29 protein-coding genes and 1 pseudogene are annotated in these 24011 nt (G+C 56.9%); 15 read left to right on the forward strand and 15 right to left on the reverse strand.

Annotation, left to right across the window (positions count from 1 at the left end; all coding sequences use genetic code 11):
- Positions 1–103 precede the first annotated feature (103 nt).
- Complete coding sequence (locus tag RBB39_RS20175; RefSeq protein WP_306169353.1) at positions 104–316, forward strand: hypothetical protein; 213 nt, start codon at positions 104–106, stop codon at positions 314–316.
- A gap of 14 nt (positions 317–330) precedes the next feature.
- A complete protein-coding gene (locus tag RBB39_RS20180) occupies positions 331–864 on the forward strand; it encodes an ankyrin repeat domain-containing protein (protein ID WP_306169354.1) in 534 nt (177 codons plus the stop codon).
- Between the two features lie 156 nt (positions 865–1020).
- Here the strand turns inward: RBB39_RS20180 and RBB39_RS20185 are convergent, their stop codons facing one another.
- Together RBB39_RS20185 and RBB39_RS20190 are read right to left on the reverse strand one after the other, a co-directional pair.
- Positions 1021–2544, reverse strand: coding sequence for a type IV secretory system conjugative DNA transfer family protein (locus RBB39_RS20185; protein ID WP_306169355.1), 1524 nt, complete (start codon positions 2542–2544; stop codon positions 1021–1023).
- A 15-nt stretch (positions 2545–2559) separates the two neighbouring features.
- Complete coding sequence (locus tag RBB39_RS20190; protein ID WP_306169356.1) at positions 2560–2784, reverse strand: hypothetical protein; 225 nt, start codon at positions 2782–2784, stop codon at positions 2560–2562.
- Positions 2785–3485: 701 nt separating this feature from the next.
- Here RBB39_RS20190 and RBB39_RS20195 point away from each other — a divergent pair.
- From RBB39_RS20195 to RBB39_RS20220, 6 genes are all read left to right on the forward strand, one after another.
- Positions 3486–3833 carry a hypothetical protein gene (locus RBB39_RS20195; protein ID WP_306169357.1) on the forward strand — a complete coding sequence of 116 codons (348 nt, stop codon included), beginning with the start codon at positions 3486–3488 and terminating at the stop codon, positions 3831–3833.
- Positions 3830–5455: a relaxase/mobilization nuclease domain-containing protein gene (locus RBB39_RS20200; protein ID WP_306169358.1), complete on the forward strand. Its 1626-nt coding sequence runs from the start codon at positions 3830–3832 to the stop codon at positions 5453–5455. The genes RBB39_RS20195 and RBB39_RS20200 overlap by 4 nt, the downstream gene beginning before the upstream one ends.
- A gap of 84 nt (positions 5456–5539) precedes the next feature.
- Complete coding sequence (locus RBB39_RS20205) at positions 5540–6100, forward strand: hypothetical protein (RefSeq protein ID WP_306169359.1); 561 nt, start codon at positions 5540–5542, stop codon at positions 6098–6100.
- 233 nt (positions 6101–6333) lie between these two features.
- Positions 6334–6924 carry a hypothetical protein gene (locus RBB39_RS20210; protein ID WP_306169360.1) on the forward strand — a complete coding sequence of 197 codons (591 nt, stop codon included), beginning with the start codon at positions 6334–6336 and terminating at the stop codon, positions 6922–6924.
- A gap of 4 nt (positions 6925–6928) precedes the next feature.
- On the forward strand, positions 6929–7564 hold the full coding sequence (locus tag RBB39_RS20215) for a hypothetical protein (protein WP_306169361.1): 636 nt from the start codon (positions 6929–6931) through the stop codon (positions 7562–7564).
- A 41-nt stretch (positions 7565–7605) separates the two neighbouring features.
- The gene (locus RBB39_RS20220) at positions 7606–7944 is read left to right on the forward strand and encodes a hypothetical protein (protein ID WP_306169362.1); all 339 of its coding nucleotides are present in this window, start codon (positions 7606–7608) and stop codon (positions 7942–7944) included.
- A 275-nt stretch (positions 7945–8219) separates the two neighbouring features.
- Here RBB39_RS20220 and RBB39_RS20225 read toward each other — a convergent pair whose 3' ends face one another.
- Both RBB39_RS20225 and RBB39_RS20230 read right to left on the reverse strand, forming a co-directional pair.
- Positions 8220–9134, reverse strand: coding sequence for a nucleotidyl transferase AbiEii/AbiGii toxin family protein (locus RBB39_RS20225; RefSeq protein ID WP_306169363.1), 915 nt, complete (start codon positions 9132–9134; stop codon positions 8220–8222).
- Complete coding sequence (locus tag RBB39_RS20230; RefSeq protein WP_306169364.1) at positions 9124–9945, reverse strand: type IV toxin-antitoxin system AbiEi family antitoxin domain-containing protein; 822 nt, start codon at positions 9943–9945, stop codon at positions 9124–9126. Before RBB39_RS20230 ends, RBB39_RS20225 begins: the two co-directional genes overlap by 11 nt.
- Before the next feature lie 910 nt (positions 9946–10855).
- On the opposite strand from RBB39_RS20230, the pseudogene RBB39_RS20235 reads away from it, so the two are divergent.
- Positions 10856–11062 (forward strand): annotated as a pseudogene (locus tag RBB39_RS20235) (IS21 family transposase); the annotation flags it as partial.
- 127 nt (positions 11063–11189) lie between these two features.
- Here the strand turns inward: RBB39_RS20235 and RBB39_RS20240 are convergent.
- Both RBB39_RS20240 and RBB39_RS20245 read right to left on the reverse strand, forming a co-directional pair.
- Positions 11190–11618 (reverse strand): type II toxin-antitoxin system VapC family toxin, encoded by a 429-nt coding sequence (locus RBB39_RS20240; protein WP_253028535.1) that lies wholly within the window; start codon positions 11616–11618, stop codon positions 11190–11192.
- On the reverse strand, positions 11615–11872 hold the full coding sequence (locus RBB39_RS20245; RefSeq protein WP_253028534.1) for a type II toxin-antitoxin system Phd/YefM family antitoxin: 258 nt from the start codon (positions 11870–11872) through the stop codon (positions 11615–11617). The genes RBB39_RS20240 and RBB39_RS20245 overlap by 4 nt, the downstream gene beginning before the upstream one ends.
- Positions 11873–12703: 831 nt before the next feature.
- Here RBB39_RS20245 and RBB39_RS20250 point away from each other — a divergent pair.
- Positions 12704–13033: a hypothetical protein gene (locus RBB39_RS20250; protein WP_253028533.1), complete on the forward strand. Its 330-nt coding sequence runs from the start codon at positions 12704–12706 to the stop codon at positions 13031–13033.
- A 17-nt stretch (positions 13034–13050) separates the two neighbouring features.
- On the opposite strand, the gene RBB39_RS20255 is transcribed toward RBB39_RS20250, so the two are convergent.
- Both RBB39_RS20255 and RBB39_RS20260 read right to left on the reverse strand, forming a co-directional pair.
- Positions 13051–13338 carry a type II toxin-antitoxin system RelE/ParE family toxin gene (locus RBB39_RS20255; RefSeq protein WP_371931885.1) on the reverse strand — a complete coding sequence of 96 codons (288 nt, stop codon included), beginning with the start codon at positions 13336–13338 and terminating at the stop codon, positions 13051–13053.
- On the reverse strand, positions 13335–13622 hold the full coding sequence (locus tag RBB39_RS20260; RefSeq protein ID WP_253028532.1) for a CopG family ribbon-helix-helix protein: 288 nt from the start codon (positions 13620–13622) through the stop codon (positions 13335–13337). The genes RBB39_RS20255 and RBB39_RS20260 overlap by 4 nt, the downstream gene beginning before the upstream one ends.
- 181 nt (positions 13623–13803) lie before the next feature.
- Between RBB39_RS20260 and RBB39_RS20265 the strand changes: the two genes are divergently transcribed.
- Together RBB39_RS20265 and RBB39_RS20270 are read left to right on the forward strand one after the other, a co-directional pair.
- The gene (locus RBB39_RS20265; protein ID WP_253028531.1) at positions 13804–14004 is read left to right on the forward strand and encodes a hypothetical protein; all 201 of its coding nucleotides are present in this window, start codon (positions 13804–13806) and stop codon (positions 14002–14004) included.
- Positions 14005–14111: 107 nt separating this feature from the next.
- Entirely contained in the window at positions 14112–14468 is a 357-nt protein-coding gene (locus tag RBB39_RS20270) for a nucleotide pyrophosphohydrolase (RefSeq protein ID WP_108448333.1), read from the forward strand.
- 251 nt (positions 14469–14719) lie between these two features.
- Here the strand turns inward: RBB39_RS20270 and RBB39_RS20275 are convergent, their stop codons facing one another.
- Together RBB39_RS20275 and RBB39_RS20280 are read right to left on the reverse strand one after the other, a co-directional pair.
- Positions 14720–15133 carry a DUF6691 family protein gene (locus RBB39_RS20275; RefSeq protein ID WP_108448334.1) on the reverse strand — a complete coding sequence of 138 codons (414 nt, stop codon included), beginning with the start codon at positions 15131–15133 and terminating at the stop codon, positions 14720–14722.
- On the reverse strand, positions 15130–15588 hold the full coding sequence (locus RBB39_RS20280) for a YeeE/YedE family protein (RefSeq protein WP_108448335.1): 459 nt from the start codon (positions 15586–15588) through the stop codon (positions 15130–15132). Before RBB39_RS20280 ends, RBB39_RS20275 begins: the two co-directional genes overlap by 4 nt.
- Before the next feature lie 183 nt (positions 15589–15771).
- Between RBB39_RS20280 and RBB39_RS20285 the strand changes: the two genes are divergently transcribed.
- Positions 15772–16686, forward strand: coding sequence for a LysR family transcriptional regulator (locus RBB39_RS20285; protein WP_108448336.1), 915 nt, complete (start codon positions 15772–15774; stop codon positions 16684–16686).
- 138 nt (positions 16687–16824) lie between these two features.
- Here the strand turns inward: RBB39_RS20285 and RBB39_RS20290 are convergent, their stop codons facing one another.
- The gene (locus RBB39_RS20290) at positions 16825–17574 is read right to left on the reverse strand and encodes a 2OG-Fe(II) oxygenase (protein ID WP_253028530.1); all 750 of its coding nucleotides are present in this window, start codon (positions 17572–17574) and stop codon (positions 16825–16827) included.
- 192 nt (positions 17575–17766) lie between these two features.
- A complete protein-coding gene (locus tag RBB39_RS20295) occupies positions 17767–18555 on the reverse strand; it encodes a CmcJ/NvfI family oxidoreductase (RefSeq protein WP_253028529.1) in 789 nt (262 codons plus the stop codon).
- A gap of 439 nt (positions 18556–18994) precedes the next feature.
- Here RBB39_RS20295 and RBB39_RS20300 point away from each other — a divergent pair, with 439 nt between their 5' ends.
- On the forward strand, positions 18995–19792 hold the full coding sequence (locus RBB39_RS20300) for an OBAP family protein (protein ID WP_253028528.1): 798 nt from the start codon (positions 18995–18997) through the stop codon (positions 19790–19792).
- 364 nt (positions 19793–20156) lie between these two features.
- Entirely contained in the window at positions 20157–20360 is a 204-nt protein-coding gene (locus RBB39_RS20305) for a cold-shock protein (protein ID WP_045993826.1), read from the forward strand.
- A gap of 409 nt (positions 20361–20769) precedes the next feature.
- Here the strand turns inward: RBB39_RS20305 and RBB39_RS20310 are convergent, their stop codons facing one another.
- The 3 genes from RBB39_RS20310 to RBB39_RS20320 all read right to left on the reverse strand — a co-directional run bounded on the left by RBB39_RS20310 (position 20770) and on the right by RBB39_RS20320 (position 23867).
- Positions 20770–21942, reverse strand: a complete 1173-nt coding sequence (locus RBB39_RS20310) for a hypothetical protein (protein ID WP_253028527.1) — start codon at positions 21940–21942, stop codon at positions 20770–20772.
- A gap of 237 nt (positions 21943–22179) precedes the next feature.
- Complete coding sequence (locus tag RBB39_RS20315; RefSeq protein WP_253028526.1) at positions 22180–22863, reverse strand: metal-binding protein ZinT; 684 nt, start codon at positions 22861–22863, stop codon at positions 22180–22182.
- A 74-nt stretch (positions 22864–22937) separates the two neighbouring features.
- The gene (locus tag RBB39_RS20320; protein ID WP_306169365.1) at positions 22938–23867 is read right to left on the reverse strand and encodes a zinc ABC transporter substrate-binding protein; all 930 of its coding nucleotides are present in this window, start codon (positions 23865–23867) and stop codon (positions 22938–22940) included.
- Positions 23868–24011: the final 144 nt, after the last annotated feature.

Raw genomic sequence — 24011 nt, forward strand, 5'->3', positions numbered from 1 at the left:
TAAGGTGGTGGTAGCAATGAGTCATAGCGATAGCGTACCTGATCGATCAGGTGTTGCACTTGCTCATTGAGACCGCCGTGTCATTACACCGGAAGATACGCTCGTGATTTTTCTGAAGGAAAAAAGCTCAGGACAGAATCATTGTTATTATGCTGTGAATGACCTTGGTTTGTGGGTGAAGAAGGGGTGTCGCGCCTTATATCTGATGAGCCATGAATTCGGGATAGAAGTTTTCGATCCTGTAAAAATAAATCATAATTTTATTCAGGAGCAGGCCGCACAACAGGTGCTTGAGTTTGGCTTTCTTTACTCTTGATGAGGTTGGTTGAAATGGTTTCAGATATATATACTGAGGGGCAATGGCCTCAAGAATATACACATGGAAAATGGTCGCAATGGCCTGATGATCTTTCGCTCAAAGATCATCTCCATGCCGTGTATAGTGATATTTACGAAAAAGTGAAAGCTGTTACCAGCACAGATGATTTTAGCAGCACCATTGAATATAAACTACTCGGGCGTGAGTTTTTACAGGCGGTCAAGCGCGGAACACCTGCGACTGTTGCTGCGTATCTGGATGCCGGGATGCCTGTTAATTTCCAGGACCCACGCACATTTCAGACGGCGTTGCATGTTGCCGCTGCTTGCAGAGCGCGTGCTGCGATCCGGGTGCTGGTGAAACACCCGGACTGTAATTTCATTATACGAGACCGATATGGGCGTCTCCCTTCGGAGCTCGCATATGAGTTTGGAGCCGATCCGGCGCTTGCTCGTTATCTCGCGAATAAAGAATTTAAGTACGCGAGCACACACGGATGCGTGCTCAAATATCGAGAAACTTTGTCTAAAAAATTTATAGATTAAGTTCAAAATTTCCGTATCGGTAGATATAGTGTGGCTTGTGCCGGTATCCTTTCTTGTGCCGAAGTGCCTGGAAATGATTCTTGGAGCCATATATGCCAAGGGGGTATGCTTATTTTTTGAGTTAGAGAAACCAGGTTGACGATATTGCGATGATGGTTACGTGAAATGGAAATATGACGCGATCAGGCTTTTTTGGTCGAAATACTCGACCCGTTGCAAAATCATGGGATGATAGCCCGCCCAAAGCACGAGCTGCCGCTTGTAGCGGTCGCTACGTGCGAATTGGCGGCTGATCTCTTCAGGGCTAAGCAGATCGTGAAGCTCAGTCGCACTGGTCTTGCCGCTCAGCCCCAGTGCTGCCTGCTCGGGCGCGACCTCGCCGCTGCGCGCCACCTCGACTCGCGTTTTCCCGAGCCGCCGCGATAAATACTCGGTTGTGGTCACATCATTGTTGCCAAAAAATTGCAGAATGCCGGCATTGGCCGCAAAGCTCTCCCAGCGCTCGCCATAGAGCGCCTTGCCTTGTCCCCAGTCCTGGAGCACGACCCAGAGCTTCACGCCGAACGAGGCGATCTGCCCAGCGGCGTTCTCCATTTGTTTCATGTGACCGAGCACTGGAAATTCATCGAGGCAAACGAGCACCGGCGCGGGCGGGCAAACCGTCTCTTGCTCCATCGCCTGGAGCAGCTGGTTGACGAATATCCTTAGCCAGCGCCCGGCGATGTCGATCCGTGTGGCTGGAAAGCACAGATAGACGGTCAATCCGCCGGGGGCGGATTTAAGCTCGTTCAGACTAAAGCTAGAGTGCCCCATCACTTGTCGGAAAGACGTGTAGTCGAGAAACTTGGTATGACGCCGGATGGTGGAGAGCACGCTATCGCGCTCGCGGTCACTCTTTTCGTAAAAATCGCGTGCTGCGCCTTCAATCGCGCCGCCGATATCGGCGCTTTCCGCGCAGCGCTGCAAGCGTGCGGCATGTTCCAGCATCTCCCGCTCCAAGGCGCAGAACGGTTCTTCATCATCCGCAGCGACATCGTCATCCGGCTTCATTGCCGCTTTGATCAGCGCGCGCACGGTTACCAGCGTGCGCGCGCCCCGATAGGCTGGGCAGGTGGCCACATGCAGGATGACACCTTCGATGAAGTTTTTTGCGCTTTCATCCCAATGCGGGTCCTTGCCTGCTGCGCCCTGTAAGACCATCGCATCGGCGATCAAATTCGCGTCCTCGATGATCGTGCGGCTGTCCGGTGTCAGAGTACTGAGCGGGTTGTAGGAAGCGCGCAGTTGCGACAGATGATCCGGCGCGCTTTCGAAAGGATCAAGAATGCAGACTTTCTGGCCGAGCGCCACCCGGCGCTCGGCCGTGATGGCAGCGAGCTCGCCCTTAGGATCAAGGGCGAGAACACTGCCACGGTAGAACAGCAGGTTGCTGACCAGAGTCACGGATTTTCCCGCACGGGAGCCCGCTACAGTCAGGATGTGGCGGTTATCCTCGATCCCGATCAGACGCGTGCCAAGGGCGCCGATCAGGATCTTCCCGCCGGGATTGCCGGGATCATAATGAAGCGCCGGACTGGACAGAATATCCTCTGGGAGCTGCCAGCGGGCCTGCGGCACGCTTTGCTGTCGCAGATACCGGCTGGCGACACCGCGCGGGATGTCGTTCATGAAATCATTCATTGCTGCATTCTCCCGTTACTGATCGCGATTTTTGGGCGGGCGGCCGCGCCGCTTTTGTACTTTGTCCTTCACCGTTACTGCCAGACCGGCTGCCTCGGCGAGTGCCTTGATGCGTGCTGACGCTTCCTGCTTGCACTTTTTCTCGCGTCGATCCAGCTCAGCCCGGCCGTCTGCGATCAATTTCTTGAGCTGGTCATCGCTCAGAGTGGTCAGATCCAGGGTGTTCAGATCGTCGTGCATGTCGCCCTCCACTGTTTCACATCGCCGCTCTCCGGCGTGGATTTTGAATGCGCCGTAAAGGCGCTGTCTTTTTAGGTATTGTGAGGGCTTGTATTTTGTCTTTTCCTTTTTCTAACCTCGCGCTACAAATAGGGCGGTGCATAACGCGAAATCGAGTTAACCATTTTTAAAGTAAATATTCGGTAGCATTTAAATAAGGGCCGAAGCTCAAAGGCGATACGGCTGAGTACAAGGTGTGCGCGGTAGTACCACTTCGTGGTCTCCACCGCGCTCACCTTGCGGGGGGATTTCACATCCCCCGCGTACCCCCCTGTGACTCAGCTAGGCTCAGAAGATTTTTTGAATCTTCTTCGCCAAGTGAGTGGGCTCAGTCCGCCGCGCATAAAACCGCGCGCCGGGCTGAGGCAACGTTTCGGCGTTGCATCACGACCAGGGTGGAGAATTCGCTCTCCCCCAGGACCCCCATCGAGCAAGGGGATTTCAGCGCCCCTTGCAACCCTCGACCAGGGCTTTCGCGCCCGTGGACCACGACCGGTGTTCCGGCACCGGCTTCGACCAAGGGAGATGCCGGCTCTCCCTTTGGAAACCCATCGACCGGGGAATGCCCCGGACCCCTGTAGCACCCGTCCATAGCGGGGTTACGGACAGCCGGAGAGGTTCGCGCGAGGAAGGTAAATTAATCACGCGCATAGCTTGGAAGCATGAAAAAAGATGATCACAAAAAGCGCGAAGCGCCCATCTCCTACCGTCCGCCTCGGGAGCTGCGGGACGAGTTTCATGCCCGCGTTCAAAAATCCGGCCTGTCAGTGTGCGCGTTCATCACGAAATCCGTTTTTGACCGTGAACCGCCGCGCCAGTCCCGCCGTCCGGCTGTTGAACAAAAACAGCTCGCCCGGTTGATGGCAGATGCCGCCCGGATCAGGAGCCAGCTCAGTGAGCTTGAGCAGGCCGATCCTGATGGTGAGTATCAGCAACTGTTGGAAGACATTTCCGGGTCTCTTACGGATATCCGCACGCTGCTGCTCCAAGCGATGGGGCGGTCATCATGATTCCGTTTGGCAGCCAGCGGGGACTTGGTCAGGACCTCGCCACCCATCTGCTAAACGCGCATGATAATGAGCGCGTCGAGGTGGCCGAAGTGCGCGGCGCAATTGCCGATGACCTGCACGGTGCCATGCAAGAATGGGAAGCTCTTGCGCATTCCCTGACACGCTGCCGCAATTATCTCTACAGTCTGTCCATCAATCCCGATCCGGGGCAGGGGCCGCTAACAAGCGCGCAGTATGCCGATTTCATCAACCGGGCCGAGGAACGGCTCGGCCTGACAGGGCAGCCGCGTGCTGTCGTTTTTCACGAAAAGTACGGGCGTGAGCATTGTCATGTCGTCTGGTCCCGCATCGACACTGACAATGAACGCGCCGTTCCGATGGCCTTTGATCATGAAAAGCTCATGATGGTCACCCGTGATTTCGCGCGGGATCATAATCTCGAGCTTCCGCGCGGTTATCATCGTGACGGCCGGGGTGATCAGTTTTCACTCTATGAGCTGCATCAGCAGCGTATTACCGGCCTATCAAAAGGGGATCACAAAACACAGGTCACCGAGGCCTGGCGGCACAGCGACAATGCCAAGTCATTTGTGAATGCGCTGGCCCAAAAAGGCTATATGCTTGCGACCGGCAAGCGACCCTATGTGCTGGTCGATCTGTATGGCGGTATGCAGGCTCTGCCGCGCCTGATTGATGATAAGAGTGTGCGCACCAAAGATATTCGTGCCTTCTTGGAAACAGACTTCCCGCCGGACTCGCTACCATCCATCGAGGACGCGAAAAAGCTGGCCGCCACTCACCGCAAGGCTATCGAGCGCCACCGTCTCGCCGAACAACGGGCCGAAGAGCGGGTACACCTTGAGCGTAGGCAAGCCGCGCGGCGCCGTGAGCTGGAACAGCAGGCCAAGAATCTGCTTCGGCAGCAGCATCAGGATCGTCAAGCATTGCTGACAGAGCAGCGCGCCGCACGTAAGACCCTGCGGGCTGCACATGACGCGCAGGAACAGCGTATCTGCCGGGAGCGGGACCGCAACCGGCCACGCGGCCTGTCGGCGTTTCTCGGGCGTGTTACCGGCATCGAACTGATGCGCAAAAAACTTCATGCCTGGCATGACAGGCAACGAGAGCGAGCCTATCGTGCAGAGCGACATGCCCTGCGCGAGAGACAGGCACAGGAGCGCCGGGCTCTTGGCTGGCAGCAAGGACTCCAGTCACGTGATAACCAGCGCCGCCTGAAGGCGCTCGCCCGCGTGGAAAGGCGTGAACTGAAATCGCTTAATGAGACGTTCCTGCGGGCGGAGAACGTAGCGGGACGCGGTGCCGACAACCAGATGCCGGCTTTGCCGGCTTGGCTGCTCAGCAAGGCTAGTGATGCTGTGACGAAGGAGCGGGCATCCGGGGCTGAGATAAATGCGCACGGAACCATTGACCTTATGGCCAAGCCGCCAAGAGATCTTGAGCCGGGCCAGTTGGCCAGGGATTTCGCGCAAGCTGCATCTGAGGATGAGGAGCGGGACGACTCAGAGGAGGGGGATGGCGGCCCTGCACCCTCCGATCAGCCTAAAGTGCGGCGTTATCGGCGCAAGCGCCGCAGAGATCGAGAACCGGATCGCGGACGGTAGTGTTGCTGATTTGCTGCGGTATGGTCTATATGCTCCGGATACAGGTGTCATCCGTATAAAACGGCCTGTCCCCGGAGGGTGATCGTGGCCCGAGCACCGCGACGGAAAAAAGCGGCAACAGAGCAATTCACACTGCTGGGTATTCTGGTCAAACGCTACGAATACCGGGTGGAGGCAGGGATCAATACCTATTTGAAGCTCCGGCCGGGCATGGCTTTGACCAGCGACCCGCTCTATACCTACTGCACCGTGCTGGATATCGAAGGGAACTGCATCTATCCCGACGAGCGCGTAGGAGAGCACTTCGGCGTCTATCTGGTGGGTGATGCACACGCAACAGATCCTCAGCTTACGCTGACGGATATTCAGGAACGAGATGCGTCTGGTGTTCCGCGTTATCGCACCTACCGTGGTGACAGGGTGCCTGTTTACGACCGGCCCAAGGGGATAGCCCCGCTTGTTCGCGGCGGGGGCGCACGCTCGTGGCAGGCTTATCTGCGGGTCCCCCCGCAGATTGCCAGCGATTTTCTGATCGTCCTGAAGACCGAGGAAACGCCCTTCCTGTCGCTTCAGGAGCATAAGGTGGGACGTGAACGCTGGATCGACTCACTGGCTATACAAAACACCCATCCGGGGTATGAGTGAATTTTCGCAGCTGAGGCCTAATGACCCAAAACCGCTCAGCGATCAACCGCTGTGTCGGAATGTGTGCAACTGAAGGCCGACGCGACTCTATACCGGTTCAGCTGCTGTGGCATGCCTGGGCAGTGCGCAGCTTTGTGGAACCCGTGCTATCTATGTCTGTAGGGGCAACGTTCGGCAACAAGGGCACGTATGGAACGTTTGGTTAAGTGTATGCACATTTCCTGGGAGGCCAGATGTTTATTCAACATCACAATAATACGGTGCTTATCGCTGCTGTTGTTTATATTTTCGCAGCGCTAATGGTTATTTTTAGCACGAGTTTTTCGCCTGCTTTCGCGCAAGATCCTAGTCCTGAACAGTGTACTTGTGACTTGCAGGGATTTAACGAAAAGACGGGTGCGGAGGTTGTAAACGCTGGCAGCTGTGTTCTTTCATTAAAACATCCGTGGTGTGATATTTTTCTGGCTTCCATAGAGGATAGTGAGGATCATGCAACGATTATAGCTGAGCTAAGCCGAGCAGATGATTTTGGCTCGCTGGAGGTTGCGTTGTTGTCTTTGTTTGACCGCTTTGTTGAAGCTGTTGGTCGAGACGATCCCGGCCTGGCGAGTGAGCATGCAGAGAACGCATATACTATAGTCAGCTTGTTGGAAGAATCTATTGATCAATTCTCTTACTGCCTAGATTCCTTTAAGTATGGGGAGTCTGTAATAGAGAGCACAGATTTAACATCATGCGCCGTCGGCTCTCAGAGCGGTTGGCTTAATCTTGAATTTATAGTTGATGATTATCGGTATCTGTTCTTATTCGCACCGCAGGAGTGAGGTTATGAAATTGGATGATGACGGGAATGATGTTGAATCAAAAGAAACCAAATGCCGACTAGTGACTATGTTTAACCCTGTTGTTACTTGGGTTAAGAAGCATTTTTTGTTAGGGGTAGGTTTTTTTGTTGTTGCTATTTTAACTGCGTTCGGAGAAGACGTTTATTCATATTTGTCTAAGTTGTGGAAAAATAAGCCTGATCCTCCCGACTGGACGATTTCCATGTCATTGGCAGTACCTCATTGCCATGCGGGAAGTCTATCGGTAATGTTTCGTAGCTATGAACCGGCGATTAACTGGGGTGATGGCGCTGACAGGCTGGCTATTTGTGCTAGTGCTCTTATTCAAGCAGCAAAAGAGGATGTTCCGTTATTGCTTGAGGAGAGGTTTCCTGAATGTCTTTCTGTTTATAAAGTTTCAGATAGTTATACCATCGAGACCAATCTGGATAGCCCTGCTGTATGTCGTGCTCCTTATAGATATAATCAAGATTCGCTTGTTGAGACTAGCTTGCCTAATGGTTTGTTTATTTGCATGCCAGGTTATCAAAGAGAGGAGAGCCAGGTTAGTTATCGCCAGGATGATGTAGAGGTTCCGGTATGCAATGAAGAAGATCTGAAAAAATATAATTTCCTATGAAATGACTTGACTGGAAGTTTCTTGATTGCTAATTAGCGACGATGGATAGCAAGAAAAAATCAGATCGCGTGTTAGGAAAGTCAGTGAGTAAAATATCTGATAAATTTAATTCTGTATGTGGAGAAGTTCGTTATAAAGTTGTTAAGTGTGCTTTTTATTCCAGTATGGCTATGGCTTTTTCAGTTAGCGCGGGAATTGCCGAAGATCCTTTTCTAATGATTCCTGCTTTTATGTTTACTATTCCTATCTGTAAAAGCTATGAAGGCGTCACTGAGGGGCTGGAGGAGCTGCGAAGCATGTATGATGATGAATTATCAAAGCAAAACAAAACACCGCCGGCGCAAGATAAGTCTGATCCGCCAGATTTTAAACCACGCTAAAACTTTTACCTCAAAAATCGCCCACGGACATAGTCCAATACCTTACTTAAAAGAGCCGCTCACGTTTGATGTCAGGGCATCATGCGCGGTAATTCAGGGAACTGCTTGAAGATAATCGGCTGTAACGCGGCCTGCTATTTCTATTTCAGCGGCAGAAAATTCGTTGAGTCCATCCATCCACCCGCTACTGAGAGTTTTTGATCTATATATAAATATATCAAGAGGAAGTTTTGGTGAATTATAGAAGTTTATTTATTGTTGCGTATTAACTTCTTCTAGAAGAATGTCTCTAATTCTTTACGTTGGGCTTTGTGCTTTTCCGCATTATTCTCTATCAGCTTCCTCAGGTTGATTAATTTCCAGCGCACGGCGGGGAGATCAGCAGCCTGCGAGCGGTCAATGGCGGTAAAGTCCGGATCACCGTCATGTAGAGTCAGCAGGAAACGTTTGGTGTCATCATCGAGACGGGATCGGATATCCGCAATTAGCCGAGCGCGGGTTTCCTGTAATTCGTCAAGGCTGACCGGAATCTTCGTCATGCCTTCGAATTCCTGTGCATAGGGCTGATCAATATCGATAAAATTTGGGTTTAGCAGTTCATGTGCCGGGCGCGATGAACAGGCTATATAGACCAAGAAAGTACGGAACAAGTCATCCGTCAGACCTTCATTTTCGTAGAGCAGTTTCACGTCATAGATGTCGCGCGGATGCTGGCGGTCAACAGCTGCATGCAGTTTGCCGCCAAACAGGTCTTCAAACGAGACGATCTGGATTTCCGCGTAACCGAATTCATCCTCGACAGCTTCCGACACCGAACGGGTTTGGGGATCGTGGACAACGCCGCGTGTGACCGGTGAGGTTTCGATCTTGATCTCCGCACTGCCAAGTCGTGCGAGCACACGTGTGGCGCCGCCACCGCCGCCTTTGATGCGTTGTGTCTGAGCGCCCCTGACGCCGCGCTCGATGGCAGTCGCAATGCGATCCATCGCTTCGTTGATCTCGGCAAGGCTTTCAGCACGGTCTTTAACCGGCAGATAGGTCAGGTCGATATCAACCGACAGGCGTGGGAGGTCACGGTAGAACAGGTTGATGGCCGTCCCGCCTTTCAGCGCGAAAATCTCTTCTTCAGCGACATAGGGAAGGAGGCGTACGAGCAGGGCGACCTGCGCCTTGTAATCTTCACGCGCCATCTGCTGCCTCCGTTTTCGCAAACTCTTCCGGCACCATGATGCGATAGCGCGGGTGTATCTTGCCGCCTTTGACCAGAGCGCGGTCGCCGCTTCCGAGGTTGAATTCCTGCGGGTCAAGGCGCTTACGCCACGGGTGGTTGTGGCGGTCGGCAAAGACGAAAAACAGCCGCGTAACCTTAATCTTCCTGCAACTATGCAACAACGCAGAAAGCGTGCGCGGGCGAAGGGTTGTCAAACTCTCAAATACCATATCGAGATTGTGGAAGCTCTCATTGCCGGGTAATTCGTCCATGACTTCCAGGATTGCTCGTTCAGGCGATGACATTTTTAGTTGCCAGTCCCAGGGTAGGGTCCTTGAAGCGTCGGACTCGTCCTTGGTGAGGCCGAGTGACGGATCGGAGAAGAGGGACGGGGTGTGCGTCTCAGGCGATGCGTTTAGCTGAAGTCTGGTCAGCCAGCTCGGTATCTCTTCGCCATAGACCCAAACCGGCGCGTTCCCGCCCAACGGTAAATAATGGCTATAGCCTTGCAGCGCGAGCGCTGTCATGCCACCGACATGGACATCGTAGTCCATGATGTGCTGTATCGAGAGCAGGCAGGTTTTCCAGTCGAGTGCGAGGGGGGGGGCTGTATCCGGCGCCGGGCGCAAGAAAACGCCGCGAGCCACCCGTTCCAGCCAGCCGCGATCCACGTATTTGCGCGCGAGGAAGCGACTGACCTCATGGCGCTCCAGCCAGCCAGAATCGACAATGAAGCCGGGAGGGACGGCTTCAAGGATGCCCTTTAGCTTTTCTTCTTTATGTGCACTCATGGAGCACATATTATCATAATTTCAAAGAGGTTGCTACAGGCTTCTTTGATGATAGTGATTATTGTGTACCTATAGGGCACAATAATCATGAAAGCCAAAGAGCCCGATAGCCAGAGAAGCAGGGTGAGGCGACCATCCCTGAACTTGCACGTACCCCGCTGCCCTTCAACGTCGCGTGCTCTCGTTGCTTCCACTGCGCTGCTCTCCCTGAAGCGTCAACCATTATTTTTGCACAGCTTAGTGCTGACTTCCCTCGGGGAAAGACAGAGTGTGGGGCCTGATGAGGCTGATAGCATCCGCACCTGACGTCATGAGCCACGAAAGACGGTGGTACAGGTCCTTGTGGAGCCCTGCGGGAGTTTTGCGGGCATGAGTTCCGCACAGTTGTGCATTGTGCTGCAGGGTTACGCAACGGGCGTCCCGTAAGCTATTGAATACACGTAGTATTGGTGAGCCTCGCCGGCCTCATAATCCCTTGGTCGTAGGTTCAAGTCCTACTGGGCCCACCATCGTCCCTTCCTACCTGCTGGTTGTGCCGTCTCTGTCTTTTTATTGCTTCCGTACCACGGGAACTCCAGGTACTGAGCTGCCACACGAAGATGGTTGTAGCGCCCCCTTTCTTGGTTTAGCCGGCTTCAAGCCGCGTGCAAGCGCAAATGGCCCCACGTTGAGGTCATGTTGCGTAGTCCGCACCATCGTGACCGCCCGTTTTGATCTATCGTGACCGACTATTCCAGGCCAACGTGACCGGCCATTCCGTTTCATCGTGACCGATTTCGGCCGCTTTCCCAGAATCCGCGGTCACGATATCGGAATCATCGGTCACGTTCCCGGAATCTCACCTAACTCGCTGGAATGATTCGGACTTTTACGGCAGACCCCTTCTTTTGCTTTGGCCTAGGAGGGGACGATGCCAGCACCGAGGATTCCCATGCGAACCATCACCGAGGTGTTGCGCCTCAAGTACGACGCCGGTCTCAGCCACGAGAAGATTGCTCGGGCCTGTGGCCTCTCCAAGGGCGTGGTCAGCAAGTACGTCAGCCTGGCCCAGGAGGTCGGCCTCAGCTGGCCACTACCCGATGGCACCGACGAAGCGGCGCTGGAGGCTCGACTGTTTCCGGCTGTCAAGGGTCTCACTTTCCCGGCGATTCCGGCTCTTGTGCGGACCGAATATTAGTTATCACCTCGAACACCCCTTCGAGTAGCTCACCTTGAATAGCATCTTCTTGTCTGTATTCGATCTTTCATTGCATCGCCTCCCACGGATTGAGGATGGTTACTCCTGTAGGCTCGAAGTCGGCCACATTGCGAGTGACTACCGTCATGCCATGAACAAGGGCCGTTGCCGCGATGAGCGCGTCACGTTCGCTGCGCTTGTCGGGGACGTGCAGCCGGGCGCAGCGTTGCGCTACGGCTGCATCGACTGGCAATGTTCGCCCCGAGAACTCCGGCAGTACCTGTTGCTCCAGCCACGAGCGCAGCACGGTCCCCTGGGTGGCGTCCTTGCGCTCAATCGACAACACCCCAAGCTCAAGTTCCATGATGGTGATGTCGGACACAAAAAGCTCGGCGGCATCGACGCTTTCAGTCCATGTCGCAACGTTCGGGTCAGCTTTGCCAGCCCGAACTTTTCGTAGTTCGGACACGACGTTAGTGTCGAGAACATACATCATGAGAAATCAGCGGGCTGTGTGCCAATGGTCACACGCGGCGGTTCAAACTCGATATCCGCCGAAACGTTTGGCATAGCCAGAGAATCAGCAATGTTGCGACGTTGCCTTATAAGCCGCTGGTATTCCTCGATGCTCAACAGCACATGAGCAGGCTTGCCGCGATCTGTGATGAACACGGGGCCACTCTTGGCCGCCTTCTTTGCGCGGGTAACGTCCTGGTTAAGTTCTCGACTGGATAGCGTTGTGATGGTCATGATGGCACCTCCTATACGAGCCACTAATGTAGGTATGTCACTACACGGGTGAAGAGCTGTCCATGGGCGGCTGTCAGGCTATCGTGACAGTAGCAACTGGGCGGTACAGTAGGGGTACATTCATCAGATATCCCCTGTTTCGCCAATCTGCGCTAAACTATTGAAACGCGAGTGTTTTGTGGTTTTTTGGATTTCGTTCGGCTACGCTTGATTTTTCAATGCATAGCGCGTGGGCGGCAAATTCACAATCCCTTGGTCGTAGGTTCAAGTCCTGCTGGGCCCACCACCGCTCTCCCACTTGCTTGTTGGTTGTGCTGTCTGGAATTGACATTGCTCTCGCACCACGGGAATTCCCGATGCTTGGCTGTCCACGGACATCGTTTCAGCGCCGCTTCCTTTAGGGAAAGGGCTTCGAGCCCCATGCGAGCGCTTGCTGCCCAGCGTTGTCTCCATCTATATAAGTCCCAGCATTTGACCGAACTCTGAAGCGAGTCGGCGTCATAAGATGCGCCCGCCAGCCGGTACAGTAGCCGAATTGGTAGGCCCTACGGCCCTGACACGGGATCTGACCAGCAACCATCGCGATATTCGCTTTACTAGTATCGGGCACCGGGGACTTTCGGCCAGCGTTCATACTCTGAGCCTGACACCTAGAATGAGCTACGCCAGAATGATCGGTCGGGCGATCCTAAGGATGGTGCGGAATGCGCAGGTGTTGCGCGTCGATCTGATGCCGGACCATGACGACGTGCTCGGCTTCAGCAATCACTGGTATCCCCAGGCACGGGAAACGGCCAGCCCGTCTCGATAGGTGGGGATCTTTCCATCCGCGTGGTCGCACCACCGCTTTTCGTTGCCACCAAGCTTGAAGCCTACAAGGGGCGGGGTGAGGACGATCCTTTATCGAGCCACGACATCGAGGACCTCCTTAATCTCGTGGATGGCCGCCCTGAGTTACTTGATGAGGTGAGAGCCGCCGACAGCGACCTTCGGACCTATATCGCAGATGAGCTCAGCAAACTTCTCGACAATGATCTCTTCGGATATGCCGTGCAGAATGCGGCCGGAGACCCCGACCGGAACGAGGCAAATTTCATCGCCATGATCTACCTGATCGGCAGCCCTGTGTGGCGCATGCTGGAGCAGGTCAAATCCACATGAAGTGACGAAGAACCTTTTTATCCCAGTGAAGGCGGCCACTGGCGAGCTGTGTGCACTACACTCAGTATCCGTACCTGCATCCCCACAACGTCATAGACCAACATATAGCTGGGGTGAACAACCAGCTCCCGGGATCCAGGAGCACGGCCAGGCCGTCCGCTGTCAGGGTGGCCTACCAGCTGTGCGGCCTTCCCTGAAAACAGTTCATCCAACGTCAAGGCTGCCAGCGGATTCTCTGGCTCTATGTAATCGTAAATGTCGTCACGATCCTGCATCGCCTCTGGCGTCCAGACCAGCTCCATCATTTAGGCTTCGCCAGACGTGCACGGGTAGACGCACGGCGGGCAGCAAACCTGGCTTCCACATCGGCGGCAGGTATTAGATTGCCAGCTTCTGCCGAGGCCCGTGATTGCTCCACCTTGGCAACCAGCCAGGCATCATAGTTCTGCGCTTCCTGCTGCTGGGCTACATAGTTGCGCATGAAGTCTCGTAGAAGCTGTGCCCCGGTACGATCGTGAGCCTTGGCAGCACTGGCAAATTCTGCTTTCAGGGCCTCATCGACCCGAAAGGTGAAGGTAGCATCGCTCATGACACCCATCCTTATGTGTTACACAGTTACCACAGGATAGCACGGGGAGTATGGCATTCATCCACTCGCATCCGCTCTGAACAGATACACCACTGGTACTGAATCACATCGTCTATTCGAGACGCACGTCAGGCTCTGGGGATCACGCTGTTCTTACTCAATGGTAGATAGACCATCGTTTGTGCAGTTACAGCGCATCCCCAACGGCGCCTGGCGGCTGTTCCGCGCCAATCCTGGTGGCACACGACAAGGCAAGGCCGTTGTGATGCAGCATAGCGCCATTGAGGGCGCGGACCACGGCGGCAGTGTCACGATCAAGCTGTATCAGGGCGAGAAGGTCGGGGACCTGGCGGTCATCGGAAAATTCCTCTCTACGCTGTGAGCGAGTGGACGGCTGAGTGGTCGCCTTTGTCGATGCTGGCTGGATAGCGAGTGACAGAGCAGGCATGCTCAGCGCTATCCGATACCGCTGAACCAGGTGACCCCCATATGTCAGACCCGTTCAAGCAGCTCCGCGACGCCATGGACCAGTTCGCCACCGAACGCGACTGGGACCAGTTCCACTCACCCAAGAACCTGGCCATGGCGCTGACGGTGGAGGCAGCTGAGCTGCAGGAGTGCTTTCAGTGGCTGACCGAGGCGCAGTCCAGGGAGCTGGATGAGCAGCAACTGGCCGCCGTGCGCGATGAAATCGCCGATGTTCAGCTCTACCTGATCCGGCTGGCAGGCAAGCTGGACGTGGATATCGAAGCGGCGTGCCGGACGAAGATGGAGAAGAATGCGGAGAAATATCCGGCCGAGAAAGTGAAGGGAAGTGCGAAAAAGTACACGCATTATCAGGATTGACGTGATGTTTTCCCGTCTTTTTCCCTGCAGCGGCCTTCTCTACCTGACTTTGTCCCTTAAGCTTCCTCCGGCTGATTTTGGCCTCGAGCAGGGGCTGAGACTCGGCTTAGGTTTAAATTATCTGCTAAAAGCGGCCTTGAATGGCGTTTTCAGAGTGATAAATAAACCAGCTACCGCACAAGATCCCGTGTGACTCCGTTGTGACGCCGGCCGGATGGCCGGCGTTTGCTGGGCGAAGCGTGGCACTCGGTTTAGTGACCGCGAGTCAGGCGTGTGGCCAGCCACCAGCCCAGTAGCATCGTCAGCAGAAAACCCGCCAATGGCAGACTCATGGCGCTGCTGGAGACGATGGCAGGCCCGGGGCAGTAACCGCTCAGGCCCCAGCCAACACCGAACAGGGCCGCGCCGAGCAGCAGGCGGCCATCGATATCGCGACGCGTGGGCAGTTGGAAGCGCTCGCCCAGCAGGGGAGTGCCGCGCCGCCAGACGAGGCGATAACCGATGAAGGTGGTGATGACGGCACCGCCAAGCACGAAGATCAGTGTGGGGTCCCAGTCACCGGCCACGTCGAGAAAGCCGACGACACGCGCGGGATCGGTCATGCCGCTGAGTGTCAGCCCGAGGCTGAAGACCAGGCCGGTGATGAAGCCGATGATCGCTTTCATGGTGACTCTCCCAGCAGGTGTTGGCTCACGAAGACCGTCAGCATGGCGACGGTCACGAACACCACAGTGGCCACCAGCGAGCGGGGTGAAAGACGAGCGATACCGCAGACGCCGTGGCCACTGGTACAGCCGCCCCCGATGCCGGTTCCCACGCCTACCAGCAGGCCTGCGAACATCATGCTCAGGCCCCCGCTGGTGGGATCGCCGATCAGCGCATCTGAGCGCTCGGCCACATTGCCCCAGTCAAGATTGAACAGCACGAGGAGCAGCGGGCCGCTGATCAACCCGAGCACGAAGGCAATGCGCCAGCGGTGGTCCGGGCCTGATTCCAGAAGCGCTCCCCGCGTGATGCCACTGATACCCGCGATACGTCCCAGAAAGGCCATCAGCATCACTGCCGAGAGGCCGATCAGGACGCCGCCCGCGAGTCCTTTCATGCTGCTCATGATGTCCATGTCATTCGTCCTCCCTTTCGGCCATCCAGCGTTGCGACGATGATATGCTCGAGCCCGACCATCGCCAACCGTCATCGCCAGGCGACTTCGCCCACCGACTGCCGAGTCTACTGGTCAGGTGATTTGCCAGCCGGCTGACCTGTGGGGCATGCGACAAGGACGCGGAGGATTCGCAGGAGCACCATGAACGAACTGACTCAACGCCTGCGCACCTTTCTCAAGGTGGCGGAGCATCAGAGCTTCAATGTGGCGGCGCGGGAGCTGGATATCGCCAGTTCCACGGCGACACGTCATGTCAATCATCTGGAGCGCCAGCTGGGCGAGCCGCTGTTGGTGCGCACCACTCGCCATGTGCGGCTGTCGTCCGCTGGAGAGCGTGCCCTGATCCGCTTTCGCGCCATTCTGGCCGAGGTGGAACAACTGGAGGATGAGCTCGAGACGCTGAGTGAGCGCGTCGCGGGGCCGCTGCGTATCTCGGTGCCGTGGCGCTATTCACGCCTCTATCTGGCGCCGCTGGTGAGCGAGTTCATGCAGCGCTATCCCGAGGTGGCGCTGGATATCGTCAGCAGCGACCAGCGTGTGGATCTGATCGAGGACCACTTCGACGTGGCCCTGCGCATCGGTCACCTGGAAGATTCGAGCCTGATCGCGCGGCACATCAGTGACCAGCGCTTCGTGCTGGCCGCCGCGCCGTCTTACCTCGCGGCCCAGCCCCCGATCCATCGGCCGGAAGACCTGGAGCAGCACCGTCTGCTGACCTTCAGCTATACCACCGCCAATCATCACTGGCGATTGGTGCAAGGGGATCGTGAGCATCGTATCTCGGTGCGGGCCCGTGCGTTGCGCACCAACAATGCCGACATTCTCACCCAGGCGGCGCTGGGCGCCGCCGGCGTCGTGGTACAGCCGCTCTGGGCCATACGAGGTGAGCTGGCAAGCGGCCGCCTGATGCCGGTGCTGGAGGACTATCAGGTCACCTCATCGGATTTCGACACCGGTATCCATGTCGTCTACGCGCGCGAGAATCAGCATAACCCGCGCGTGCGCGCCTGGATCGACTTCTTGCTGGCCCGTCGCGAGCGGCTGTCCTGTCACTAGCCAGCCGTGAGCGCTTTCCGCCGTCCAGATATACGAAGGGGCCGATCTAAAGGGAGATCGGGCCCTGTGCGCGCGTCGCGACTGCTTGGACGATACTCATCAGGCGGTGTTTATCAGATGGTGCTCATCTGACAGCCATCAGTAGAGGATATCGCTGCGGATGATGTACTTGGCGCCGTCGCGGATCGGCTCGCTGGCGTGCACGCAGTGCTGCGGATGCGAGCCATGCGGGAAGCACAGTACGCCACCCTTGGGCGTGGAGACCGAGACCGTCTGGATATCGTCCCGCGACTGAGCCGGCTTGTCGGGATCACGGCGGCTGACCAGAAACTCGGTGCGCCCGCCAGTGTAGCCATCGCTTAAGAAGATGAGGAAGGTGTACTGGCTCATCAGGCCCGGATAGGCGCCCTGGACGACCTCGCCATTGATGACGCGACTGCCCGGCCAGGCGCCATCGGTGTGCGGCTTGAAGAAGTCGCCGGCCTCGTAGCGATAGACACGAAAGCGCGCATTGATGCCTTTGGCTCCCTCGCCCCGGATCTGCTCAGTGACCAGTGGCGCCGAGCGCTGCCAGACGACCTGATCGACCGCTTCACTGACGACCCAGTTGACGTTGTGATTGTGGCGTACCGAGCGCGGCAGGGAGACCGGCGCATCTTCCTCGAAGCCCATGTCCTCCAGAACGGCAACGAAGTTGTCGGCCTCGGCAGGTGTCAGCACATTGAGCAGCTGGAAGGCGCCGGGGACACCCTCGACCTCCTGACGGACAACCTCTGGCGTCGCGTCGGCTTCGAAGAGGTCAGACACGTCGCCGTTGTCCGTCCAGATGGGCAGGGGCATGGGGGAGAAGCCGCGTTCGTGGCTGACGACATGGAATGACAAGCTCATGGCAAAGCTCCTGAATGACGAAGAATGTGAGACGAAAACGTGGGGACAGCGATGCCTGCCGGGAGGAAGGCCTGGATGACCGTCAACTGGCGGTGAGTGTCGGTACCGAGGAGAAATAGTCAGCTACCTGGATGGGCCCGGTATCCGCCATGTTGCCCTTGGCGCTCAGCCGCTACCAACGGCCGCTGCACCTCAGTCGGGATAGCGGACCAATACCCGCGTCTCCAGGCTGGTGCGTGTGGGCGCATCTTCGGGCGTGTCGAGCAGCTCGGCCGCGGTATGCGCGACCGGTGGCTTGCCGGCGCTGTCGAAGGCATTGAAGACGATGGCTTCGTCGGGGCGCATATGTGAGACGAAGTACCAGCGGTGATCCGGATTATGGACGAGGCCCTGGATCTGGCCGCAGCGATCTGGATAGAGGATGTCGATGTTGACCCAGTCCTCGTGGTGCACGCTTTGGGTATCGGCGAATGCCAGCGGGTCACGCGCGACGGCCTGCTCGACGGGCTGCCAGACATTGACGATGCCGTAGTGGCCGCTCAGCCAATGCTCCGCCTGCTCGGGCGGCAGCAGATCGCGCACGCGCTGCGGGCCAGAGCGTGGCGAGTAGTCGACATGCACATGCTGCGCCGGCACGCGTTCACCTTCGAAGCCGCGCAGGGTGTGGTCGAACACATGCACTTCACTGACACCGAGCTGCTGCTTGAGCAACGCCTCGATGGCTGGCGTGTGCAGGCGGTCGCGCGCCTTGGCGTCGCGTACATCCACGGCAAGCTCGGGCGTATCGAGAAACAGCAGGCCCTGGGACGCGAAGCTTGGCGGAGTAGCGCGCAGATCCTGCAAGCTGACGCTTTGGCGATCATGCTTCGGCTCAATGCGCCGACCGGTCTCGCCGTCCGGGTCCACCTTGATCTGCAGACCTTCCGGGCGATCGAGCTGATAATTGACGAACGCCAAGGGGGTAAGGATGGGCGCTGACATGATCGAGACCTCCTTCACGATGAGTTGTCAGATGATGAGCACTGACATGCACTTGGGCCGGCCGCTTGCGCTGTGGCGAGTCCAAGAGGCTGGTTGGCGAGCTTAGTGCATTGGCGCAGACACAAAAAAGGCGCCTGTCTGCAATTTTTTATTGCACGAATGGCAATAATCAACGGCTGCCAAGCGTCCGTGGTTTCCGCATGTTGTTTCCGTCTCCGTCCTTATTCCCATCCCAATAAACCGATAAGTAACTGATAAACAAAGGCTGGGAGAGCCGCCAAGAGCAAGGCTGACGTCATAGAGAGTTGGCATTCGACGTGTTGATGTAGATAAGGGCCGGCTTGTATAGTCAAGTTGCTATTGCAAAGACGTCATCCAGGCGCATCTGTCAGATTATGCGATGGGTGAGCGTGATATTCATCGTGCCAAGGGAATGGTCATGAAAGATAAGCGTGTGCCTGTAACTCCAGTGTTTTATCGCGGTGCGTCAGCGGCTCTGTGTGTCGTCGCTCTGAACGGCTGTACCGGTATGGCCGAGACGGGCCCTGCAACCGACGTGCCCGGACATCCAGAAAGCACCAAGACCAATGTGCTGGAAGCAGGGGCCAGTGCATTGCAGACCGATGCACCGACGGATCAGCTCAATATCTATCTTGTTGGTTTCCATCCCATGAAGGATGAGCCAAGCCATCAATTCGAAGCGCATCACTTCTGCCAGCAAGTCAACGAAGACTTCATGCAGTGTGCGCTTTACGATGGAAATACTGCGGATGCCCACCTCACCGGGGTGGAATACATCATATCCGAAAGCGTTTTTGAGACCCTGCCTGAAGAAGAGAAGCAATATTGGCATCCCCATAACGGGGAGATTCTGTCTGGCCAATTGGTCGCGCCCAACCTGCCTGAAACCGCTGATCATGAGCTGATGCAATCCAAGATGAACAGCTATGGCAAGACGTGGCACACATGGAGCAGTTCACACAGCGATGAACAAGACCAGGCGTTGCCGCTGGGTAAGCCCGAGCTGGCTTGGTCCTTTAATCGTACCGGAGAGCCGCAGCCGGGCCTGGTCGAAGATCGAGACCAACGTATGGGGATCGACACAGAGGAGCGGCGTCAGGCCAGGCAAGATCTGGTGCCGCTGGCCAATCCCCAGTCGGGTGTTGATGTGTTGAAAGGAGAGTTTCCCAGGTCAACCCAGCCCATCCCTGGTGTGGAAGCCAAGACCAGTGAGTGATGTCGTCGGTTTTGCCGGTTGGCTGTGGTGATCGGTACTGCCGGGTTCCGGATGATGGGTTGCTCGCTTGGTGAAACGCGAGCCGCCCTGCGGGTCTCTGGTGGGAGCGGGGGAGGTCAGCGACGCCAGCCTCGTCCCGGGCACCAGCCGCGCAACGTGCGAAAGTTCTGTTGCCATGCTTTAAAAAGGTTTGACAAGGCACGCCGAGCCGTGAGAGGATGCTTCTCGTTGGTTAGCAAGTCGTATATTTCAGTACTGATCGAATCATTCGGTAGCCTGGCAATATCCCCCTTGTTATATCCATATTTCTGGGATGACACCCGGCAAACTGTAATGACAACGCTCTGCGTTAAGGAATTCGATCATGGCAACTGGCACAGTTAAGTGGTTTAACGACGCTAAAGGTTTCGGCTTCATTTCTCCGGCCGACGGTGGTGACGACCTGTTCGCCCACTTCTCCGAAATCAAGGCTGAAGGTTTCAAGTCCCTGCAGGACGGTCAAGAGGTCTCTTTTGACGTGACCCAGGGCAAGAAAGGCCTTCAGGCTTCTAACATCAAGGTTATCTAACTTCTAGTTAGCTAACTGAGATGAATGACAAGACCCGCTCCGGCGGGTCTTGTCGTTTTTGTGTGTGAAAAGTCTAGGTCTGGCCGTGTGTGGTCGGCGTTTATCTTCTTTTCGGGCTCCGCATGCTTGGGTTGTCTTGCGAAGCAGCCTGGCCCGGTTATCTAGGGCTTGTCTGAAAAGTGCCTGCGCTCGGTAATACGGCGTTAAAAATCGGATCAAAATGCTCATTTACACTCCGTAAACTGCGCTTTCTCACCGATTTTTGCCTTGTCTAACCTTCGCTCGTCGACTTTTCGGACTGAGCTTAGGAGGCCTTCGTGCTGGACCAGCGGGATTGGCAGGCCGGTAGCTCAACCTGCCCAAGAGGCGATAGTGGTGGATAGCAAACTTTGCTGACGGCTTTAACGCGTCAAAGGGGCTTCGCTGGGCTTGCCTCATCAGCATAAAGCAGCCAGTCTCCCATGCCGCTGTCCTCAAGGGCGTAAACTCCCCGACCAGAGCGCCATACCAGGCCCTTCTCGCGAAGCGAGTCGAGCGCACGTTGAACGGTGGATGCCGAAGGCTGGGTCTTGCGCTTGGCAAGAGCCTGGATCTCCTTGAGCGTATCCTTGGTGAAGGGTGTAAAAGGGCGCTGTTGCGCCGATGTTCGGGCCAGGACGAGCAGGATGGCGCGCTGTAGCTCGGGCAGTTGATCGAAGTCGGACTGGAAGAGGGCCTGGTAGTCTGCCTGGATCGATTGTGCTCCTTGCTCCAGCAGCTTTCCGAGGTCGTCGGCCCGCCCGTGCTCCAAGGCAACGCGCTTGATGACGTCCCACAGCAGTTCAGGACGGCGACCCACACGTTCGAAGGTCTTGGCGACATCTGCGACCTGGAAGGTGTTACCAGGAGCCAGCCTTGCATTGACGTGGTGGGTAAATGCCTCCACGAAATCATCCCCCAGTAACGGGAAGGGGGTGACGGTATTGCCGAAGAAGGGCTGGTCGCGGCTCAACACCAGTTGGGCCAGCTTGTCACGACTGCTCCCAGTGAACACCAGACGCAGGCCTGGTTTCGCCCTGCCCAGGGTCAACGCATCGCGAGCGGCCTTGAGTGCGAACATGGTGTTCATCCCCTGCTCGCTACTGAGTGCATGCTGTGCCTCGTCGATGAAGAGTACGACCAGACGTTCCGATGCTTCGTGCAGTGCCTGCAGGGCTTCCGTCAGGGTGGCTTCATCCGGCAGAGCGGAACCTGTCAGGTCCCACGTCAGCGTCTTGTGTAGCGTGACGGAATCGACGCCGGCAGCACTCAAGAGCTTCTTGATGCGCGGCGCGTAGGTCTGCAATCTGGCCATGATAGCGCGTTCGATCAGCAGGCCTGGATCCATCTGGCGGTCTGCCCAGAGGTCGACGTAAACCACTTCCCAGCCGTGCTGTTCGCAGGCAGGCATCAGGTCCTGCCGCAGGAAGGTGCTCTTGCCGGTGCGCCGTGGTGCGGCGAGGAATAGCCCGCCGCTGTAGTCGATCAGGCCATCGCCAGCCAGGCCTGTCACGATCGACTGTGCGAGGGCTGGTCGGTGAAAGACATAAGTTGCGGAAACCATGGAATACGCCTCTTTACGCGGCTATGCGTAAAATTATACATCATGGCGGTAAAGGGCCATAATGCGGGCCTGCATCGTCAGCACGATAGGCGAGTTCAGCAGGACGGCGCTGGCAAACCGTTTCTGGTGGGTGAACAGTCTGTCCGGCGCACTGCTGTGCATTCCGGCTAGTGCACCGATTCACCGATAAAACAAAGCCCCTCGATCGAGGGGCTTTGTTCCTTCTTTACTCAGGCCTTAGTGGGCCAGCATTTCATCGACGATACCCTGGCCGTCCAGTTCGGAGGGGTAGTAGGTCGGCCAGTTGGTGACTTCTTCAAGCAGGGCCGCACGGTCGTCACCCCAGTACAGGTGGTAGTGGTCGGCCTCGGTCGGGTAGATGGCATGGTCGCTGAACTGGATGTAGTTCGGCAGGCTGTCGTCTTCACCCTGGTACTCGAAGATGTAGCGAACGCCACGGTTGCCGGCCTTGTAGGTCAGGACTTCGTAGCCGTCGGAGGCGTATTCGCCGGAGAGCACCTGACCATCTTCGTGGAAGGAGACGGTAGAGCCATCGATGACGATACGGTCGACGTCGGTCTTGTAGCCGATCTCGTAGTACGCCTTGTATTCCTCGGCGCTCTTGTCATCGCTCTGCTGGGCCTTGTGGGCGAACACTTCGTCGAGGGTGCCGTCCAGCAGGTAGGGGTAGACGGACTGCCAGTCGCCTTCCCAGTCGGACAGCGGCCGATCCTTGATCTGGTCGTCGTCGAAATAGCCGGCGTAGATGTCCTTGGCGTGATCATGCTCATGATCATGATGGTCGTGATCGTGCGCTTCACTGGCCGCGGAATCGCTTTGTGCGAGGGCCAGGGGGGCGGTCGCCAGTGTCAGGGCGCTGATTGCGGCGACGGCCATACGGCGGGTCAGAATCGGGTCCATCGTCTTGCTCCTTGGGGTGATTGGTGGGGCGTTGTGGCCTCCCCGGAGAGGCCTTGGAGAGAACAGGGCTTTTATCACTCGGCCTCGGCGGCGCAGCGGGCGACGCCGTCGGCCAGTTGGCGCAGCAATGCGGGATAGAGCTCGGTACCGAGCGGCAGGTCGACGCCCAGGGGATCGATGACCAGCGACGTCTCGACGCCGGTGCCTTGGAACACGCTGTCCACCAGCGCCGGGTTGAACTGGGGCTCTCGGAAGACGCACTGGACGCCGAGATCGGCGACACGCTGCTGGATCTCTCGGATACGCGCAGGGCTCGGGTCAGATGCATCCCCCAGGGAGATCGCCCCGGCCGCTGGCACATCGAAGCGGCGCTCGAAGTACTGGTAGGCATCGTGGAAGACGATGAAGCGCGTACTCTGGGCCTGCTGGAGGCGGGTCTCCAGTTCATCGATCAGGTCATCGAGCTCGCCGCGGGCTTCCTTTGCGTTGTGTCGATAGATGTCGGCGTTGTCGGGATCGAGTTCGGCCAGTGAAGTTGCTATGGCATCGAGCCAGGCCTGGGCGTTGACCGGGTCCAGCCAGCCGTGGGGGTCCCAGCCTGAATGGTCGTGATGGTCGTGGCCGGCATGTTGCTCGTGCTCGTGGCCGTCATGCCCTTCGTGGTGCCCGTGGCCCTCATGCTCCTCGTGCTCATGGAGCTCATCATGATCGTGGGCCTCGAAGGTCGCGCCCTGTCGATAGGTCAGGCGCTGCGTGCCGGCGCTTTCCATCAGCTCCACCTGCTGCGCATCCACCGCCAGTGACTGGCGTGCCTTGGCAAGCCAGGGCGTCAATCCATCGCTGACCCAGAACACCACGTCGGCCTGCGCCAGGGCTTCGGCCTCGGAAGGACGCATGGCGTAGCCGTGGGGGGAGGCTCCAGGCTGGATGACCAGTTGCGGCGTCCCCAGGTCTCCCATCACGCGCTCCACCAGGCTGTGGACCGGCGGAATATCCACGGCCACCGAGGGGACCTCTGCGGCAGCCATCGCAGGAAGCAGCAGGCAAGGGAGGAGAAGGGGGCGTAGCGAGGTGTGCATCGTCATCGATCTCTTGGAGCGTTCTCGGGGCGGGTGATTGTGGCATGTTTTGTTATGATATAACATTGT

It is taken from the genome of Halomonas sp. MMSF_3323 (assembly GCF_030733595.1).
GTDB lineage: Bacteria > Pseudomonadota > Gammaproteobacteria > Pseudomonadales > Halomonadaceae > Halomonas > Halomonas litopenaei.

What these genes read in the sequence shown, in the direction of transcription:
- RBB39_RS20300 (WP_253028528.1), top strand. Translation starts at nt 18,995, where the DNA reads ATGAAAGATAAGCGTGTGCCTGTAACTCCAGTGTTTTATCGCGGTGCG.
- RBB39_RS20280 (WP_108448335.1), bottom strand. Translation starts at nt 15,588, where the DNA reads ATGGACATCATGAGCAGCATGAAAGGACTCGCGGGCGGCGTCCTGATC.
- RBB39_RS20270 (WP_108448333.1), top strand. Translation starts at nt 14,112, where the DNA reads ATGTCAGACCCGTTCAAGCAGCTCCGCGACGCCATGGACCAGTTCGCC.
- RBB39_RS20240 (WP_253028535.1), bottom strand. Translation starts at nt 11,618, where the DNA reads ATGATGTATGTTCTCGACACTAACGTCGTGTCCGAACTACGAAAAGTT.
- RBB39_RS20245 (WP_253028534.1), bottom strand. Translation starts at nt 11,872, where the DNA reads ATGACCATCACAACGCTATCCAGTCGAGAACTTAACCAGGACGTTACC.
- RBB39_RS20220 (WP_306169362.1), top strand. Translation starts at nt 7,606, where the DNA reads ATGGATAGCAAGAAAAAATCAGATCGCGTGTTAGGAAAGTCAGTGAGT.
- RBB39_RS20210 (WP_306169360.1), top strand. Translation starts at nt 6,334, where the DNA reads ATGTTTATTCAACATCACAATAATACGGTGCTTATCGCTGCTGTTGTT.
- RBB39_RS20215 (WP_306169361.1), top strand. Translation starts at nt 6,929, where the DNA reads ATGAAATTGGATGATGACGGGAATGATGTTGAATCAAAAGAAACCAAA.
- RBB39_RS20285 (WP_108448336.1), top strand. Translation starts at nt 15,772, where the DNA reads ATGAACGAACTGACTCAACGCCTGCGCACCTTTCTCAAGGTGGCGGAG.
- RBB39_RS20275 (WP_108448334.1), bottom strand. Translation starts at nt 15,133, where the DNA reads ATGAAAGCGATCATCGGCTTCATCACCGGCCTGGTCTTCAGCCTCGGG.
- RBB39_RS20310 (WP_253028527.1), bottom strand. Translation starts at nt 21,942, where the DNA reads ATGGTTTCCGCAACTTATGTCTTTCACCGACCAGCCCTCGCACAGTCG.
- RBB39_RS20305 (WP_045993826.1), top strand. Translation starts at nt 20,157, where the DNA reads ATGGCAACTGGCACAGTTAAGTGGTTTAACGACGCTAAAGGTTTCGGC.
- RBB39_RS20225 (WP_306169363.1), bottom strand. Translation starts at nt 9,134, where the DNA reads ATGGCGCGTGAAGATTACAAGGCGCAGGTCGCCCTGCTCGTACGCCTC.
- RBB39_RS20260 (WP_253028532.1), bottom strand. Translation starts at nt 13,622, where the DNA reads ATGAGCGATGCTACCTTCACCTTTCGGGTCGATGAGGCCCTGAAAGCA.
- RBB39_RS20290 (WP_253028530.1), bottom strand. Translation starts at nt 17,574, where the DNA reads ATGAGCTTGTCATTCCATGTCGTCAGCCACGAACGCGGCTTCTCCCCC.
- RBB39_RS20200 (WP_306169358.1), top strand. Translation starts at nt 3,830, where the DNA reads ATGATTCCGTTTGGCAGCCAGCGGGGACTTGGTCAGGACCTCGCCACC.
- RBB39_RS20185 (WP_306169355.1), bottom strand. Translation starts at nt 2,544, where the DNA reads ATGAATGATTTCATGAACGACATCCCGCGCGGTGTCGCCAGCCGGTAT.
- RBB39_RS20230 (WP_306169364.1), bottom strand. Translation starts at nt 9,945, where the DNA reads ATGAGTGCACATAAAGAAGAAAAGCTAAAGGGCATCCTTGAAGCCGTC.
- RBB39_RS20295 (WP_253028529.1), bottom strand. Translation starts at nt 18,555, where the DNA reads ATGTCAGCGCCCATCCTTACCCCCTTGGCGTTCGTCAATTATCAGCTC.
- RBB39_RS20180 (WP_306169354.1), top strand. Translation starts at nt 331, where the DNA reads ATGGTTTCAGATATATATACTGAGGGGCAATGGCCTCAAGAATATACA.
- RBB39_RS20255 (WP_371931885.1), bottom strand. Translation starts at nt 13,338, where the DNA reads ATGATGGAGCTGGTCTGGACGCCAGAGGCGATGCAGGATCGTGACGAC.
- RBB39_RS20315 (WP_253028526.1), bottom strand. Translation starts at nt 22,863, where the DNA reads ATGGACCCGATTCTGACCCGCCGTATGGCCGTCGCCGCAATCAGCGCC.
- RBB39_RS20195 (WP_306169357.1), top strand. Translation starts at nt 3,486, where the DNA reads ATGAAAAAAGATGATCACAAAAAGCGCGAAGCGCCCATCTCCTACCGT.
- RBB39_RS20190 (WP_306169356.1), bottom strand. Translation starts at nt 2,784, where the DNA reads ATGCACGACGATCTGAACACCCTGGATCTGACCACTCTGAGCGATGAC.